Raw genomic sequence first — 15,482 nt, 5'->3', positions numbered from 1 at the left:
AATCATGTCTGCCACTGCTGCTCTCGGCATAGTGCCGGCCCCCGCACCGATCAGCGACGCGTTTCGATCGACCATGCGCCGTTTCCCGGCGACGGTGACGATCATTTCTGCCTGCCGCAACGGTACGGACCATGGCATGACGGCAACTGCCGTCACATCACTTTCGATGGATCCGCCATCTCTCCTCATCTGCCTGAACAATCGCACCTACCTGCATGACATGCTGCTTGAGGTGCCGGAATTTGCAGTCAGCATTCTGACCGACAGGCAGGTCGCCCTATCGGAAGGTTTCAGCGGCAAGATTGCGCCTGAGCGCCGCTTCGAGGGTGCCGATTGGGTTCGCCATGAGCGCGGCATGATGGTGCTGGATTCCGCGCATGCCTCGGTTGTCTGCCGTCGCATGGGCGCAGTTCCCTATGGAACGCACACGATCTTCATCGGGCAGGTGGTCGACACGCGCCTTTCCGACGACACGATCGCGCTGATGTACGAGAACTCGAAATATTGCGCGCCACGGCACGCGCTTCCCACATCCCAGAACTGAAGGTCGTTCCATGAACAATACAGCTGCCCTGTTTTCCGCCGCAGCGCGGGTCGAGAACGCATGTCTTGCAGATCGCATCGCACCGGTGCTGGACGAAATTCGCACCGGCGCCCGCGATACCGAAAAATCCGGCCGTGTGCCAGTGCGCAATATCGATCTGCTGCGCTCCGCCGGCTATTTCGATATCGTCAAACCTGCCCGTTTCGGCGGCAACGAAGGATCGTTTGCCGAGCTTGTCGATGCAAATATCGAACTGTCGTCGGCCTGTGCCTCCACCGGCTGGGTTGCCGGCCTCCTTTCCGCGCATCAATGGCTCCTCGCCATGTTCGAGGAAAGGGTCCAGCAGGAAGTGTGGGGCAGCAATCCGGATGCACTGCTCTGCGGTTCCTACGCGCCGGTCCGCATGGCTGAACGCGTCGAGGGCGGTTTCCGTCTATCCGGCGATTGGGCCTTCGCGAGCGGATGCGAAAATGCCCAGTGGGCCCTCTGCGCGGCGATCATTCCGCCAAACGGCGAGGGGGAGCGTCCTATGCCGGCCTTCCTTCTGGTTCCCGCCAGCGATTATACCATTGCCGAGACCTGGGATGTGGTCGGCCTCGCCGGCACCGGCTCAAAAAGCCTGATCCTCAAGGATGTCTTCGTTCCGCAGTATCGCATACTGAGCTTTCCGGACGCGACCTCCGGCAGAACGCCGGGCGGGCGCTTCCATAAGGGTATCGGCCTCTTCAACATGCCGCTGCTCATGGGAATTCCGTTCTGCCTCGGCAGCGCCGCCGTTGGCGCGGCGAAGGGCGCGTTGGAGAGCTATATCGACCACATCGGGACCAGGGTGACACGGGGTGCGGTTGCCGGCGGCAACAACAAGATCGCCGAATTTCCGACGATCCAGCTTCGCGTGGCGGAAGCCTCCGCATCCGTGGATGCCGCCCGCGAAATCATTCTGCGCGATATTTTCCGGGCGCAGCAACTGGCCCAGGAACGCGAGGATGGCACCGGCGACATCACCGCGGAAGATCGGATTCTCGCCCGCCGCAGCCAGTCCTTTGCAGTCAGCCTGGCGCTTCGGGCTGTCGAAGCACTCAATGCATCGACCGGCGGCCTCGGCCTCCAGATGTCCAACCCCGTGCAGCGGGCATGGCGCGATGCAAATGCCGTCGGGCGCCACATTTCCATGAACTGGGATGCCGTCGGCACCATGGTCGGCCAGCATCTGCTCGGTCTTCCGCCCAAGGGACAATTCTGATCCGCCATCCCCATTATTTCGATTGAAGACAGGAAAGAGAGCATATCGTGCAAGGCAAGATCGCGCTTGAAGAACACTTCGCCATTCCCGAGACGCTGCAGGATTCGGCCGGATTCGTGCCGGGCGACTACTGGACGGAACTGTCCGCCCGTCTTCTGGATATCCAGGACAAGCGTTTGCGGCTGATGGATGCTCACGGCATCGAGAAAATGATCCTGTCGCTGAACGCACCAGCCGTGCAGGCGATCCCGGACAGGGCAAAGGCCCTGGAGATTTCCCGACGCGCCAACGACTTTCTGGCCGAGCAATGCGCTAAAAACCCGAACCGTTTCCTCGGATTTGCAGCTTTGCCGCTGCAGGATCCGGATGCCGCTGCGCAGGAATTGCAGCGCTGCGTGACGACGATGGGTTTCGTCGGCGCACTGGTCAATGGCTTCTCGCAGGAAGGCGACGGAACAACGCCGCTCTATTACGACCTGCCGCAATACCGTCCGTTCTGGGCCGAAGTCGAAAAACTCAACGTTCCTTTCTATCTGCACCCGCGCAACCCGCTGCCGCAGGATAGCCGGATCTATGCTGGCCATTCCTGGCTGATGGGTCCCACATGGGCGTTCGCGCAGGAGACCGCTGTTCATGCGCTGCGTCTGATGGGCTCTGGCCTGTTTGACGAGCATCCGGCTTTGCGGATCATCGTCGGTCACATGGGCGAGGGCCTGCCGTACATGATGTGGCGCATCGATAATCGGAATGCGTGGGTCAAAGTGGAAAAGAACTATCCGGCCAAACGACCGATCGCCGATTATTTCAACCAGAACTTCTACATTACAACGTCGGGGAATTTCCGCACGCAGTCGCTGATCGATGCTATGCTGGAAATCGGCGCGGACAGAATTCTGTTTTCGACAGACTGGCCGTTCGAGAACGTCGATCACGCTGCAAACTGGTTCGACGGTGCCACCATCTCCGAGGCCGACCGTCTGAAAATCGGCCGCACCAATGCAGTTTCCCTGTTCAAACTCGATCGATAACATGGTCGCACCTTTCAGATATACGGTCAGTGCAGCCCAGATCATCTTCGGGAGCGGTTCGGTCAGTCGCCTCGCCGATGCGATTGCCGGGCAGGGCGGCAAGCGCGCCCTGATCCTTTCGACCCAGCACCAGAAAGCCGATGCTCAACGCATCGCTGCTTCCCTCGGCCCGCTTGCGGCGGGACTATTCGACGGTGCTGTCATGCATACGCCGGTGGATGTGACCGAGCGCGCGATGACGGCATACGAGAAGGCCGGTGCCGATTGCGTGGTCGCGATCGGAGGCGGGTCGACGATCGGTCTCGGCAAGGCAATCGCCTATCGCAACGACGCGCCACAGATCGTAGTGGCGACGACCTATGCGGGGTCGGAGGTGACTCCGATCCTCGGCCAGACGGAGAACGGACAGAAGACCACGGTCCGCGGCCCCGGCATCCTGCCCGAAGTGGTGATCTACGACCCTGAATTGACATTGGGGTTACCGGTCAATATCAGCGTCAGCAGCGGGCTCAATGCCATGGCGCATGCGGTCGAAGGGCTCTATGCACGGGATCGCAATCCCATTTCGTCAATGATGGCGGTCGAGGGCTTGCGCGCGCTGAAGCAGGCTTTGCCGCAAATCGTCAACGCTCCGAGGGACATCGAATGCAGAAGTGAAGCGCTTTACGGCTCCTGGCTGTGCGGCACGGTCCTCGGAGCCGTTGGAATGGCCCTGCATCACAAGCTTTGCCATACGCTGGGCGGGAGCTTCGATCTGCCGCATGCAGAAACCCATGCGGTCATTCTTCCCCATTCCGCTGCCTACAACGCCGCGGCCGCAGCGGATGCGCTCAAGCCCGCTGCCGATCTTTTCGGCGGCTCGCTAGGCAGCGGTCTTTATGATTTTGCCGCTTCGATCGGTGCCCCGATGGCGCTGCGGGATCTGGGTATGAAGGAAGCCGATCTGGATCATGCGGCTGACCTCGCCGCTGGGAATCCCTACTGGAACCCGCGCCCGATCGAAGGAAGAGCGATCCGGGCTTTGCTGCAGAGCGCCTGGGAGGGCGCGCGGCCGCGTTAACGCGTTAGGAGGAGGGCCGCGTGCCTGAATATTTCAGCGAAGAGAGATCCGCGGAATCCGTCAACACGCGGATGGGGCAGGACATCAATCCACGTCTGGCCGAAGTGATGGCGTCGCTTGTCAACCATTTGCATGCCTTTGCCAAGGATATCAGCCTGACGCAGGAGGAATGGGAGCTGGCCATAGGCTTTCTGACCCGCACCGGCCATCTCTGTCATGACGAACGACAGGAATTCATCCTGCTCAGCGATACGCTGGGTTTCTCAATGCTGGTGGATGCGATCAATAACCGGCGTCCGCCGGGCGCCACGGAAAATACGGTGTTTGGACCATTCCATGTCGAAGGGGCGCCCGTCCGGCAGATGGGTGAAAACATCTCGCTCGACGGCAAGGGCGAGACTTGTCTCTTCATCGGGCGAGTGCTGGATCTCGATGACAATCCGATCGAAGGAGCCCGCATCGACATATGGTCGGATAATGCCGATGGCTTCTACGACGTCCAGCAGCCGGATATCCAGCCGAAATGGAACAACCGGGGTATTTTCATCACCGGTGCAGACGGCGCCTATAGCTTCGTCGGCATCAAACCGGTCTCTTATCCGATCCCGGATGACGGACCCGTCGGCCAGATGTTGGCGTCCCTCGGCCGCCATCCCTACCGTCCCGCCCATACCCATTATCTGATCACGGCTCCAGGTTATCAGAAGCTCGTAACCCACACTTTTGTCGGCGACGATCCCTATCTGGAATCCGATACGGTGTTTGGTGTCAAAAACAGCCTGGTCGCGCCTTTCCAGCGTATCGATCGTCCGACGGTCTGGCGCTCCGATTTCGATTTCGTGCTGACGCTGGTCGAGGGCAGGCAATGATCGTTGTTCGCTATGCGATATCTGACCCCGGCAAGGCCGCCGAACGTTCGCGATTGCTGGAGGAACACAAGGCCTATCTGCGCGGCGCGGCGATTCGCATCCTGCTTTCCGGCCCGTCTGCACCGGCGGCCGAGAACTCTACCGCCGTCGTAATTGCCGAAGTCGAAACGCTGGCCGAGTTCGAGGCGTTCAGCGCGGGTGATCCCTTCGTCCGATCCGGCGTATACGGAAGCGTCGATCTATTCGAATGGCGGCCCACTTTTGGGCTTCTTCTGGAGAGTTTCCGGCCAGCGTTTTAGGCAGGGATGCAAAATGGGCCGGCATAACCGGCCCATCCACAATCAATGTTACTCAGCCGGCGCCGGCACCGCAGCCGGGGCACCCTTTAGTCCGAGCCGATCGGCGACCAGCATCGACAGCATCATTTCGACCAGGCCGTTGGCGCCACCCTTGTCGCCGCCGGCGCCGCCGCCGACCTGGATCTGCGGCACGAGCGGCAGCTTGCCGTTTTCGATCGCTTCGGCAAAGCGCATCAGTACCTGCGAATGCAGCTGATAGTCCGGACCGCCGAAGGCCGCGACCTTCTTCTCGGTGGCCTCGGCTTCCGCCAGACCGACGGCGCGCACCTTCTGGGCATCGGCCAGACCGGTGGCCTTGATGCGCTCGGCATCGGCAAGTGCGATCGCCTTGATCCGGTCGGCTTCGCCAAGGCCTGCAAGCCGGACCTTTTCCGCTTCGGCCTTGGCGGTGACCTGAATGGTCTCGGCCTGCTGGCGGGTGCGGGCCAGCTGCGCCTTGCCTTCGTTCTCGCTGATCTCGATGGTGAGTGCCGATGTCGTGATCTTGGCCTGCTGTTCGGCCAGCGCTTCCTTCTCGCGCAATGTGCGCTCCTGGATCGCAGCCGCTTCCTGCAATTTATAGGTCTCGACCTTTTCAACGGCGATCTGACGTTCGCGCAATTGGATCAGGATCTGCTCTATGCTGTTCTGGCCATTGCTGGCGCGGGGCGTACCGATCAGCACTTCCTGCAGTTCGAGACTGTAGGAGCCAAACTTCTCGCGCATTTCGTTGCCGGATGTGCGCTGGATTTCACTGCGCTCCTGCAGCAGTTGGATCAGCGTCTTGGTCTGGGCGATGTTCTTGAAATAGGCCGAGACCATCGGATCGAGCGTCTGTTCGACCAGCCGTTTGATATCGCCGAAGCGCTGCACCACCAGCGGCGCCTTCATATAGTCGATATGCACGACGACCGAGAGCGGCAGCACGGGTTCGAATGCATCCTTGGTGATCAGCGACACTTCGGAAAGATTTTCGTCCAGTCTGTGCTCGCCGAATTGTTCCTTCGTCCATTTGAGCACGAAGTTGGTGGTCGGCACGATGATGATATTGCCGGCATAGGTGTTGAAGGCATATTTGCCCGGCAGAAGCGGCGTCGACCAGACACCGCGTGCGCCCGTCTCGACCAGCTCGCCATGGCGATAAGACTGGCCTGAAATATCCGCGCTTCGCCGGCCGGTATAGGAGACGACGACACCCACCGTGCCGACGTCGATGATCGTCTTCTCCACAAGTTCGACGGTCGCAAAGATGCGGTTGAGGAAATAACTGCCGTCAGCAAGCACCTGCAATTGCCGGCCGCGATAACCGCCGGCATTGAGAAACTTCTCCGGATCCTGAAAATTGTTGTGGAAGTTCGGATCTTTCGGGTTGTTGGAAACGGTCGGCGCGATGATCTCGCCATCCGGCAGCGCCGGACCGTCATGGATGGTGACAATGCCGATCAGGTCCTCGGCGTCATGGATGACGACGGGCTCGAAACCGTTCCGCTCGCTGATCAAAGTCGACATGTCGGCAAACAGTTTTTGTTCCAACGCGTTCAAGTTGACGGCATAGGTCGATTGCGCGGTCAGTACGATGAACTGCGCGAGATTGATGGCATAGGTGCCTTCGCGCAGGATCTTGCGCTGTGGCCCTTTTTGGCCACCCTTGGTCAGAAAGCTGCGCACATCCTGAAAATCATCGGCATCGATATTCGAGGCCAGTGTCTGGGTCGGCGGCAACGGTTCGCCGTCACGGGCGAAGACATAGCCGATCTGGCCCTGCGGAATGGTGACGAGATTGGCGCGATGCATCGAATACTGGAACGGCATGAAGACATGCAGGCCGCCGCGCACGACTTCCGGCTGGAAGCCGGCCTCACCGTAGAGCGCAATGAAGCCGGTCTCGACGGAGCCGCGAAAACTCCACAGCTTTTCGAGAATGCCGAGCCTGTCGTTCGGGATATAGCGGATCACGCCGCTCCACCAGAACAGGAGTACCACCACGATGACCGGGACGGCGAAAACGATCACCCTCCACCCCATCGGGCCAAGATATTGCAGGTTTTCCATCTTTTTTCTCGTATGGGCGCACGGGTTCATCCACCCGATGGCCGCCCGGTTGTTATTGGATAAGAAGGGGAGATGACGCGCCTAATTGGCTCGACGCACTCAGGGTGTATCGAACGCTTGGGCTGCTCATTGTCTGGAAAAATGACCGCGCGTCCCGAGTCCCCAATAAGGGGCGGCGTGGTCGTGAATGCTCTTACATCGGTGTCGCCTTGGTAGACATGACGATGGAGGACGTAAGGATTGCGCCTACAGGTTTAAAGATGTTGGATGCGGAAATCGAGCAAGTACTTCCAACGATTTCGATATTTCGAGCATTCAATTCTACTGAATTAGGCCGTTGCTGCTCGTTTGTTTCGGCCGGCATTTGGCGATAATATTGGTAATTGCCTCCATCCGGATGCCGTCGCCGTATTGTCCTCAACCGGCGAAACCGCTCATGTCAAATACGGCCGCGTTGTCCTGGACCTCGCGCAGTCCCTTGTACGAGGCGTGACGAAGACTGCCGTCATCGGTCCAGCCGCGGAACTCGATCTCGGCGATGAGGGTCGGCTGCACGAAGACGAAGCGCTTGCCCTTCAGGGTAACGACCGGCTGGTTCGTCTTCAACTTGTCGAGGGTCTTTTTCAACTGCTCGGCATCCCTGGCGGTGAAACCGGTCCCAACCGCCCCAGCGTAAATCCAGTCGAAACCCTTCCTGCCAGCGAGCAGCAGACTGCCGATGCCGCCGCGGGCGGATGCCGATTGTTCGTAACCGACAATCATGAAGCTCTCGCTCTCAATGCATTTGATCTTCAGCCAGTCGCCGGTGCGGCCGCTGCTGTAGGGCCGGTCGCGATGCTTGGCGATAATGCCTTCCAGCCGATGATGGCAGGCGTGCTCGAGCAGGTCTTCGGCCGGCAGATCCAGTTCTTCGGAAAAGCGGATCGTCCCATCGCCGCCTGGTATCAGGTCTTCAAGAAGGTGGCGGCGCACGGCGAGCTCGGCGCCTGTGAGGTCATGCCCATCGAGATACAAAAGATCGAAGACGTAGAGTCTGGACTCGGTCGAAGCCCGCTTGCCGCCTCGACCGCCGAGCGAACGTTGCAACGCGCCGAAATCCGATCGGCCATGATCGTCCAACACCACCGCCTCCCCGTCCAGAATGGCGGTGGTCACGCCCAGTTCTTTTGCTGCCGCAGCGATGGCGGGAAAGCGGTCGGTCCAGTCATGGCCGCCACGCGTGATGACCCGGACGCCCTTTGGCTCGATATGGATCGCAAGCCGGTAGCCGTCCCATTTCACCTCGTACAGCCAATCCGACCCCAGCGGCACATTGGGCTTCAGCAGAGCAAGGCATGGCTCGATCCTTGTAGGCATTGGATCGAACGGCAGGCTTGGTTGGTCAGGATCACGCTTGCGGAGCGGACGGGACTGCAGCGTCGCGTTGGACTCGTTGAGGAAGGGCAATGAGGGGCGGCGAGAACGTGTCATGAATAATGTTTGCCCTTCCCGAACCGGTCTGCAGTCTCTTCTCGAAGATTGATGCAGCCTTTCCAACTCGCTGGCGAGGCGACCATGTCATCATACTCCTGAGGCAACCGGTGCGAGTCAACCCAATCGACCGGCGGATTGTTCCGCGTCGAAACGAATCAAAATTCAATGACTTACGGCATAGGCGCCGCCAGAATGAACCGGCGTGAGATCGTCTTGATTCCATGCATCTTTTTGCCGCGACGCGCGTTCTAGTCAGACGGCACCATAGGAACGAATGACATGACCAAGCGCGAACTCATCGATACCGGCACCGACAAACGCTATGTCCGCCGTAGTGAAAAGGGGCAATTCAAGGAAAGCGACGATGTCGGCCGCTCACTGGCGGCCGATCGTCGCCAGACGGCGAAGACCAAGGCAAAGCCGGGCGAGGGCGACCGCGGCGATCGGACCGTCAAGCACTGACAAGCATGGTGCGCTGGGGTAGCGGAAGGCGAATCCGCGCGTAGATCTCGGCGGTCGGCCAGGGGCTCCATTCGCTGCGGTGCGGATCCCGTCCGGGCGCCGTAGCCGATCGGCCGTTCCGCTGAACAAGAAATCGAACACTTCACTGCTGCCTGCGGAGGCTCCCCAGCATAGCTTTGAACCCTGCAACTGCCCGCTTCGAGACCGCCTCCGGATTCTCCGCATTGGCGATCCACAGCGCCATATGGCTGCTGGCGCCATTGATCAGGCGGGCGGCGGTTTCGGTGCCGATGTCGATGATCTCGCCATCGGCCTTGAGGCGGTCGAGGCTGCGGGAGAGGGCGGCGATGCAGCCGGGGGTGTTCTGCCATTGCGAGATGTCGCCGAGGACAGCCGGGCCATCGCGAAACATGATACGCTGGATTTCGGGCTCGAGTGCCATTTCGATATAAGCGGAGCACTCGTCGACAAAACCCTGCCAGCGCGTGGGAGCGGCGGCCGAGACCTCGTTCAGCCGTTCGGTCATTTCCGCATCGATTTCCATGATCACGGCCTTTAGCAGGCCCCTCTTGTCCCCGAAATGGTGATAAAGGGCCCCACGCGTCAATCCCGCTTCGCCGGTGAAATCGTCCATCGAGGCTTCCGCGTAACCGATCGTGCCAAAGGCACGCCGTCCGGCTGCGATAAGTTTGCCGCGGGTCTCTGCGATCATCTTCTGGCGCGGTTTGCGCATGGCTTCTCCATTGGCATACGCCGCGTATCTTTTTCATTGACATACGGGACGTATGTCTTATCTAAACACATACGCTCCGTATATAAGTGTTCTATCCGATAGCTGGAAGGATCGTCGCATGTCAAATCCGTACAGACAAATATTCGCGGCACCTGGGGCCAAGGGCTTCTCGGTCGCTGGCTTTTTCGCACGCCTTCCCATTGCCATGGCGCCGATCGGCATCGTCGCCATGCTTTCGCAGGCACGTGGCGAATATTGGCTGGCGGGCGCCGTGTCGGCGACCTATGCGCTCACCAATGCAGTGATCTCGCCGCAGATTTCGCGAGCGGTTGACCGGCTGGGCCAGACGGCAGTGGTCGTTCCCGCAACCATCGTGTCAGTGCTGGCATTCATCGCGCTGATCGCCGCGGCCAACCAGAACTGGCCGGTGTGGACCCTCTTTGCCTCAGCCTTCCTCGCGGCAGCCATGCCGAGCATTCCGGCACTGATGCGGGCGCGCTGGACGGAGCTCTTTCGCAACCAGCCCGAACTCAACACCGCCTTCGCGTTCGAAAGTGCCGCGGACGAACTGGTCTATATCGCCGGCGCCTCGTTGTCGGTTGGGCTGGCCGTCGCCCTATTCCCGGAAGCCGGCATGATGGTGAGCACAGCTTTTCTGGCGCTTGGGACGGCCGCTTTCATCGTGCAGCGCGGCACCGAACCGAAGGTGCGCCATGTCGCCGGCGCGGCTTCGGCTGGCTCGGCGATCCGCCAACGGCCGGTGCAGATCATCACCCTCGCGCTCATCTTCGTCGGCGCGATCTTTGCAACCGCTGAAGTGAGTGTTGTCGCCATCACCAAGGAGCTCGGTCAGCCGAATGCGGCAAGCCTGGTCATCGGGGTCTATGCCCTCGGTTCTTTCCTGTTGGGTTTGACCCTCGGCGCGCTTAATCTGCGCATCCCCTTGCACCGTCAGTTGCTGATCGCTGTCGCCACTCTCGCACTGACCTCCCTGCCGCTGCTCGTTGCCGGCAGCTCGGTGCCCCTGCTTGCTATCGCCGTCTTCGTCAGCGGCATCGCGATATCGCCGACCTTTATAACGGCCTTCGGACTGATTGAGCGTCGTGTGCCGGAATCGGTGCTGACGGAGGGCGTCACCTGGGTGATGACCGGCATCGGCATCGGCATGGCGCTCGGCGCCTTCGTCTCGGGCTGGGTCGTCGACAGCTACGGCCCCGAGAGCGGGTTCTGGGTGTCTGCGGCTGCCGGGGCGGCAACCGTCCTTATCATTGCGCTCGGTCAGCGTACCCTTTCGGGCGAGTGCACCGGCGGGGAAGATTGCGCGATGCTGGAACCGGCGCAGTAGGAAGAAGGCGGCTGGCGCTTGCCCGACAGGCGAATCCCCTCAACCCGACCACCCCAACCTCACGGCAGCTGAGCACCGCTGACTGCGAGATAGACCGAATAAAGCGACCGCGTCGCCGCGATAAACAGCCGGTTGCGTTGGGGGCCGCCGAAGGTGAGGTTGGCGACGGTTTGCGGCACGCGGATCTTGCCGATCAGCTTGCCTGTCGGGTCGAAGCAATGCACGCCATCGGCAGCACTCGACCAGAGGTTTCCGTTGACGTCGGTGCGGATGCCGTCCGGAATGCCATTGTCGATCAGGCAGAAGACGCGGCCGTTTGTGAGCCTGCTGCCATCGATCACGTCGAAGGCGCGGATGTGGCGCGGCAGGCTTTCATCATGGCTTGCCGCCGAATCCGCTACGTAAAGAATTGTCTCGTCGGGCGAGAAGGCAAGCCCGTTCGGCTGGATGAAATCCGTGACGACAGCCGCAAGCGCCCCGGTCGCCGGGTCGAGCCGGTAGACATTGCGGGCCGGCTGCTCCGGCACGGCGCGATAGCCTTCATAGTCCGACATGATGCCGTAGGTGGGATCGGTGAACCAGATCGCGCCGTCCGATTTCACCACCACGTCGTTCGGCGAATTGAGCCTGGCGCCCTCGAAACGGTCGGCGAGCACGGTGATCGAGCCATCGACCTCGGTGCGGGTGACGCGGCGGCCGCCATGTTCGCAGGAGATCAGCCGTCCCTGCCGGTCGCGCGTATGGCCGTTGGCGAAATTGGAGGGTTGCCGGTAGACGGAGACGCCGCTCTCCGGTGTCCATCGCAGCATGCGCTGGTTGGGAATGTCGCTCCAAAGCAGCTGGTTGGCATCGCTGAACCAGACCGGACCTTCGGCCCAGCGGCAGCCGGAATAAAGCTCGTCGAGACCGGCGCTCGCCACGATCATCTGCCGGAAACGCGGGTCATGGATTTCGTAGATACTGGCCTCGGCCATGGCGGTCTTCCCGTTTATCGCATACCGGCCCGGCGGCCGCCGGCAAGCATGATGACACTGATGATGATGAGGCCGGTCATGATCAGGCGGATGCCCGCGCCGACCCCGTAGGTGTTGAGCATGGAGACGACCAAAAACATAAAGAGCGAGGCGCCCCAGATGCCCGGCACGTTGGAATCACCGCCGGCGACCGCCGTGCCGCCGATCACCACGACGGCGATCGACATCAGGAGATATTCCGAACCCATGTTGAGCGCCGCGCCGCCGGAGAAACAGGCGAGCAGATAGCCTGCGACCGACGCGAGCACGGCGCAAAACAGGTAGGTGACGAAGCGCGTGCCGTCGACCGGTATGCCGGCCATGCGCGCGGCCGGCATGCTCTGACCGATCGCCGAGATCCAGCGCCCGTAGATCGTCTTCTCCAGCAGGAACCAGGCGAGCAGCGAGATGAGCAGTGCGGCGATCGCCACATTCGGCACGCCGAGCGTGTTCGACGTGGTGAACTCCGCAAGCATGCTCGGGGGCTTGATGCGCAAGCCCCGGTTCGTCCAGATCGCGGCGGACTGGACGATGAAACTCATGGAAAGCGTGGCGATGATCGGCGGAATGCGCAGCACCTTGATCAGCGCATAATTGCCGAGCCCGACGGCAAGGCCGATGACGAGGGCGACGAGAAGGCCGGGCAGGATCAGGCCGTTCTCGACATTCATCAGCTTCAGCGCCACCGTGCCGGCAAGCGTCATGGTGGCGGGGACCGAGAGGTCGATATTGCCGGGACCGAGCGTGATGACGAACATCTGACCGATGCCGACGATGACCGAGAAGGCGGCGAATGTGAGGGCTGCCTGCGACAGGCCGAGCGCGCTCGCCCCGAGCGTCACCATGATCGTCAGGAACCAGACCACGAAGGCGGCAAGCCACGACCAGATCCAGGGTCTCCCGAAAAGGCGAAACAGCGCGCTCATCGGCGTTTCTCCCGCTTCTCCAGGCGGTTCAGCATCAGGCGAAGCGCCAGCACGATGATCAGGATCGCCCCCTGGGCGCCGATCTGCCAGTCGGGCGAGATTCGCAGAAAGGACAGAAACGAGCCGGCGAGCGTCAGCGTCAGCGCGCCGATTACGGCCCCGACAGGGGAGACGCGGCCGCCGATGAACTCGCCGCCGCCGAGGATCACGCCGGCGATCGACAGCAGCGTGTAGCGCAGCGCGATATTGGCATCGGCCGAGGTGGTCAGGCCGACGAGGGCGATGCCGGCAAGCACGGCGAAGAAGCCGGCAAGCCCATAAGCGATGGCCCGCGCTCCGACAATCGACCAGCCGGCGCGCTCGACCGAGCGCTGGTTGCCGCCAATGCCGCGGATGAGCACGCCGAGCGAGGAGCGCATGACGAGGATATGGGCGACGACGGCGATGGCAACGCTGGCGACGATCGCCATCGGCGCCAGCGGCGGCTTGACGGTCATCAAAGAACGCACCCAATCCGGCGCCTGGCCGCCGGGTGCCGGTAGCAGCAGCACGGCAAGGCCGCCCCAGACGAAGCTCATGCCGAGGGTGACGACGATGGACGGCAGGTTGCGCAGATGGATGACGACGCCGAGGCCCGCATAGATCGCGATCGCACCGGCAAGGATCAGCACGCCAATCGCGGGGGCATCCCGCAGAAAGGTCGCAGTGACGCAGGCGACGAAGCTGACGAAGGTGCCCATCGACAGATCGAGATCGTTGACCGCCATGACAAGCATTTGGGCGATCGTCGCAAGCGCGATCGGCACCGCCAGATTGAACAGCAGATTGAGCCCGACATAGCTCATGGCGCGTGGCTGCAGCCAGAAGACGGCGGCGAGCAGCAGGGTCAGCGACAAAGCGGGAATAGCAAGACGCAAGGCGTCGGACGACGGCCGGAACGTCATGCGGCGACCCCTTCGAAGGAGGCGGCGATGATACTTGTCTCGTTGACGGCATCACCGGCGAGTTCAGCGGTGATGCGGCCTTCGCGGAAGACATAGACGCGGTCGCAGAGGCGGACCTCGTCCATCTCCGTCGAGTACCAGATGAAGGTGCGGCCGCGCGCCGCTTCCTCGCGGATGATGGCATAGACCTCCTGCTTGGTGCCGACATCGACGCCGCGCATCGGATCGTCCATCAGCACGACAGGCGCGCGCGTCGCAAGGGCGCGGGCGAACAGCACCTTCTGCTGGTTGCCGCCGGAAAGCGACAGGATGCGGTTTGCCATATCGGGCGTGCGGATTTCGATCCGCCGCCGCCAGTCGGCGCCTTTTGTCTCCTCTTCGCCTGCAAGGATGAGGCCTCGGCGCGTGAGATCACCGAGCGAGGCGATGGAGAAGTTGCGCAGGATACTCCACAGTTCGAAGACGCCGTTGAGGCGGCGGTCGCCGGCGACAAAGGTGACGAGCGGATCGCGCTCCGGCAGCCAGTTGCCGGACTGGGCGGCGTGCAAAGCGAGCAGCAGTTCGGTCTGCCCGTGGCCGGCCAGCCCCGCCAGTGCGATGATCTCGCCCTTGCGCGCCGTGAAAGGAAGACCTTTCGTCAGATGCGACAGAATGACGGGCGCAGTGGATTGTTCGCGCGCCGCCCGCTGCCCGCTCTCCTCCTTCGCAACGGTGCCCATCGCTTCGACGAGGCCGTGATGGTCGAATCCATCAGCCGGACGTTCGGCGACGACGCGGCCGTCCTTCATGACGACGATGCGGTCGGAGGATTCGAGGATTTCGTGCAGGATATGCGAGATGAAGATGACCGCCCCGCCGGCGGCGATGAAGCGGCGGACATGGTCGAGCATCTGCCGGGCAAGGCTCGCATCGAGTGACGAGGTCGGTTCGTCGAGGATCACCAGCCGCGGCGGCGTGCCGGCGTCGGAAAAGGCCATTGATATCTCGACCATCTGCCGCTCGGCGATCGAGAGATCGCCCACGGCTCGGCCACTGTCGATGCCATGGCCGGGGAAGACGGTGTCGAGGCTCTTCTCGATGATGTTGGCGGCGCGCCTGCGCCAGCCGAAGCCACCGAGATGGCGATGCATGACGCGTGTGTTCTCGACGATGGAAAGGTTGGGACAGAGCGAAAGCTCCTGGAAGACGCAGCGCACGCCGCGGGCGCGCGCCGCGTTGATACCATAGCGCTCCAGCCGTTCGCCGCCGCTCGCGACACTTCCTTCATGTGGTGTGAGGCCGCCGTTGATGACGCTGACGATCGTCGATTTGCCGGCGCCATTGTGGCCGACGAGCCCGACGCACTCGCCCGGCATGACGCTAAGCGTGACGCCGTCGAGCGCCCTGACCGCGCCGAAGCTCACCCTGGCGCCATCGACGGCAATCACCGCCTTCAAAACCTCATTCATGCTG

Annotated in this window: 15 protein-coding genes; 8 read left to right on the top strand and 7 right to left on the bottom strand. The window is 61.7% G+C overall.

Annotated features, from left to right (window positions below; genetic code table 11):
- Nucleotides 1-4 precede the first annotated feature (4 nt).
- From FFM81_RS29550 to FFM81_RS29525, 6 genes are read left to right on the top strand one after another with little or no spacing between them, the layout of a single operon-like run.
- The gene (locus FFM81_RS29550; RefSeq protein WP_025418870.1) at nt 5-544 is read left to right on the top strand and encodes a flavin reductase family protein; all 540 of its coding nucleotides are present in this window, start codon (nt 5-7) and stop codon (nt 542-544) included.
- Nucleotides 545-554: 10 nt separating this feature from the next.
- Nucleotides 555-1,787, top strand: a complete 1,233-nt coding sequence (locus FFM81_RS29545) for a flavin-dependent monooxygenase (protein WP_003563848.1) — start codon at nt 555-557, stop codon at nt 1,785-1,787.
- Nucleotides 1,788-1,834: 47 nt separating this feature from the next.
- Complete coding sequence (tsdA, locus tag FFM81_RS29540; protein WP_138385943.1) at nt 1,835-2,815, top strand: gamma-resorcylate decarboxylase; 981 nt, start codon at nt 1,835-1,837, stop codon at nt 2,813-2,815.
- A gap of 1 nt (nt 2,816) precedes the next feature.
- Nucleotides 2,817-3,875 carry a maleylacetate reductase gene (locus tag FFM81_RS29535; protein WP_138385942.1) on the top strand — a complete coding sequence of 353 codons (1,059 nt, stop codon included), beginning with the start codon at nt 2,817-2,819 and terminating at the stop codon, nt 3,873-3,875.
- Nucleotides 3,876-3,895: 20 nt separating this feature from the next.
- Nucleotides 3,896-4,744 carry a dioxygenase family protein gene (locus FFM81_RS29530; RefSeq protein ID WP_138385941.1) on the top strand — a complete coding sequence of 283 codons (849 nt, stop codon included), beginning with the start codon at nt 3,896-3,898 and terminating at the stop codon, nt 4,742-4,744.
- Entirely contained in the window at nt 4,741-5,043 is a 303-nt protein-coding gene (locus FFM81_RS29525) for a YciI family protein (protein ID WP_138385940.1), read from the top strand. The genes FFM81_RS29530 and FFM81_RS29525 overlap by 4 nt, the downstream gene beginning before the upstream one ends.
- Before the next feature lie 48 nt (nt 5,044-5,091).
- On the opposite strand, the gene FFM81_RS29520 is transcribed toward FFM81_RS29525, so the two are convergent.
- Together FFM81_RS29520 and ligD are read right to left on the bottom strand one after the other, a co-directional pair.
- Nucleotides 5,092-7,134, bottom strand: a complete 2,043-nt coding sequence (locus FFM81_RS29520) for an SPFH domain-containing protein (RefSeq protein WP_025418874.1) — start codon at nt 7,132-7,134, stop codon at nt 5,092-5,094.
- Between the two features lie 417 nt (nt 7,135-7,551).
- Nucleotides 7,552-8,604, bottom strand: coding sequence for a non-homologous end-joining DNA ligase (gene ligD / locus FFM81_RS29515; protein ID WP_025418875.1), 1,053 nt, complete (start codon nt 8,602-8,604; stop codon nt 7,552-7,554).
- A 282-nt stretch (nt 8,605-8,886) separates the two neighbouring features.
- On the opposite strand from ligD, the gene FFM81_RS29510 reads away from it, so the two are divergent.
- Nucleotides 8,887-9,069, top strand: coding sequence for a hypothetical protein (locus FFM81_RS29510; RefSeq protein ID WP_003563859.1), 183 nt, complete (start codon nt 8,887-8,889; stop codon nt 9,067-9,069).
- 142 nt (nt 9,070-9,211) lie between these two features.
- On the opposite strand, the gene FFM81_RS29505 is transcribed toward FFM81_RS29510, so the two are convergent.
- A complete protein-coding gene (locus FFM81_RS29505) occupies nt 9,212-9,802 on the bottom strand; it encodes a TetR/AcrR family transcriptional regulator (protein WP_138385939.1) in 591 nt (196 codons plus the stop codon).
- Nucleotides 9,803-9,920: 118 nt separating this feature from the next.
- Between FFM81_RS29505 and FFM81_RS29500 the strand changes: the two genes are divergently transcribed.
- Nucleotides 9,921-11,147, top strand: coding sequence for an MFS transporter (locus FFM81_RS29500; RefSeq protein ID WP_138385938.1), 1,227 nt, complete (start codon nt 9,921-9,923; stop codon nt 11,145-11,147).
- Nucleotides 11,148-11,206: 59 nt separating this feature from the next.
- Here FFM81_RS29500 and FFM81_RS29495 read toward each other — a convergent pair whose 3' ends face one another.
- From FFM81_RS29495 to FFM81_RS29480, 4 genes are read right to left on the bottom strand one after another with little or no spacing between them, the layout of a single operon-like run.
- Nucleotides 11,207-12,121 carry an SMP-30/gluconolactonase/LRE family protein gene (locus FFM81_RS29495; RefSeq protein WP_138385937.1) on the bottom strand — a complete coding sequence of 305 codons (915 nt, stop codon included), beginning with the start codon at nt 12,119-12,121 and terminating at the stop codon, nt 11,207-11,209.
- A 14-nt stretch (nt 12,122-12,135) separates the two neighbouring features.
- Complete coding sequence (locus tag FFM81_RS29490; protein WP_025418879.1) at nt 12,136-13,086, bottom strand: ABC transporter permease; 951 nt, start codon at nt 13,084-13,086, stop codon at nt 12,136-12,138.
- On the bottom strand, nt 13,083-14,030 hold the full coding sequence (locus FFM81_RS29485; protein ID WP_003563865.1) for an ABC transporter permease: 948 nt from the start codon (nt 14,028-14,030) through the stop codon (nt 13,083-13,085). Before FFM81_RS29485 ends, FFM81_RS29490 begins: the two co-directional genes overlap by 4 nt.
- Nucleotides 14,027-15,478 (bottom strand): sugar ABC transporter ATP-binding protein, encoded by a 1,452-nt coding sequence (locus FFM81_RS29480; RefSeq protein WP_041686863.1) that lies wholly within the window; start codon nt 15,476-15,478, stop codon nt 14,027-14,029. The genes FFM81_RS29485 and FFM81_RS29480 overlap by 4 nt, the downstream gene beginning before the upstream one ends.
- Nucleotides 15,479-15,482: the final 4 nt, after the last annotated feature.

The sequence above is a fragment of the Rhizobium hidalgonense genome, assembly GCF_005862185.2.
GTDB classification, from domain to species: Bacteria; Pseudomonadota; Alphaproteobacteria; order Rhizobiales; family Rhizobiaceae; genus Rhizobium; species Rhizobium hidalgonense.
This window is presented reverse-complemented; position numbering and strand designations above follow the sequence as displayed.

Bases quoted from the DNA above. Each gene is read 5' to 3' on its own strand.
- FFM81_RS29535 (WP_138385942.1), top strand. From the start codon at position 2,817: ATGGTCGCACCTTTCAGATATACGGTCAGTGCAGCCCAGATCATCTTC.
- FFM81_RS29525 (WP_138385940.1), top strand. From the start codon at position 4,741: ATGATCGTTGTTCGCTATGCGATATCTGACCCCGGCAAGGCCGCCGAA.
- FFM81_RS29505 (WP_138385939.1), bottom strand. From the start codon at position 9,802: ATGCGCAAACCGCGCCAGAAGATGATCGCAGAGACCCGCGGCAAACTT.
- ligD (WP_025418875.1), bottom strand. From the start codon at position 8,604: ATGACACGTTCTCGCCGCCCCTCATTGCCCTTCCTCAACGAGTCCAAC.
- FFM81_RS29510 (WP_003563859.1), top strand. From the start codon at position 8,887: ATGACCAAGCGCGAACTCATCGATACCGGCACCGACAAACGCTATGTC.
- FFM81_RS29495 (WP_138385937.1), bottom strand. From the start codon at position 12,121: ATGGCCGAGGCCAGTATCTACGAAATCCATGACCCGCGTTTCCGGCAG.
- FFM81_RS29490 (WP_025418879.1), bottom strand. From the start codon at position 13,086: ATGAGCGCGCTGTTTCGCCTTTTCGGGAGACCCTGGATCTGGTCGTGG.
- FFM81_RS29550 (WP_025418870.1), top strand. From the start codon at position 5: ATGTCTGCCACTGCTGCTCTCGGCATAGTGCCGGCCCCCGCACCGATC.
- FFM81_RS29545 (WP_003563848.1), top strand. From the start codon at position 555: ATGAACAATACAGCTGCCCTGTTTTCCGCCGCAGCGCGGGTCGAGAAC.
- FFM81_RS29520 (WP_025418874.1), bottom strand. From the start codon at position 7,134: ATGGAAAACCTGCAATATCTTGGCCCGATGGGGTGGAGGGTGATCGTT.
- FFM81_RS29480 (WP_041686863.1), bottom strand. From the start codon at position 15,478: ATGAATGAGGTTTTGAAGGCGGTGATTGCCGTCGATGGCGCCAGGGTG.
- FFM81_RS29485 (WP_003563865.1), bottom strand. From the start codon at position 14,030: ATGACGTTCCGGCCGTCGTCCGACGCCTTGCGTCTTGCTATTCCCGCT.
- FFM81_RS29500 (WP_138385938.1), top strand. From the start codon at position 9,921: ATGTCAAATCCGTACAGACAAATATTCGCGGCACCTGGGGCCAAGGGC.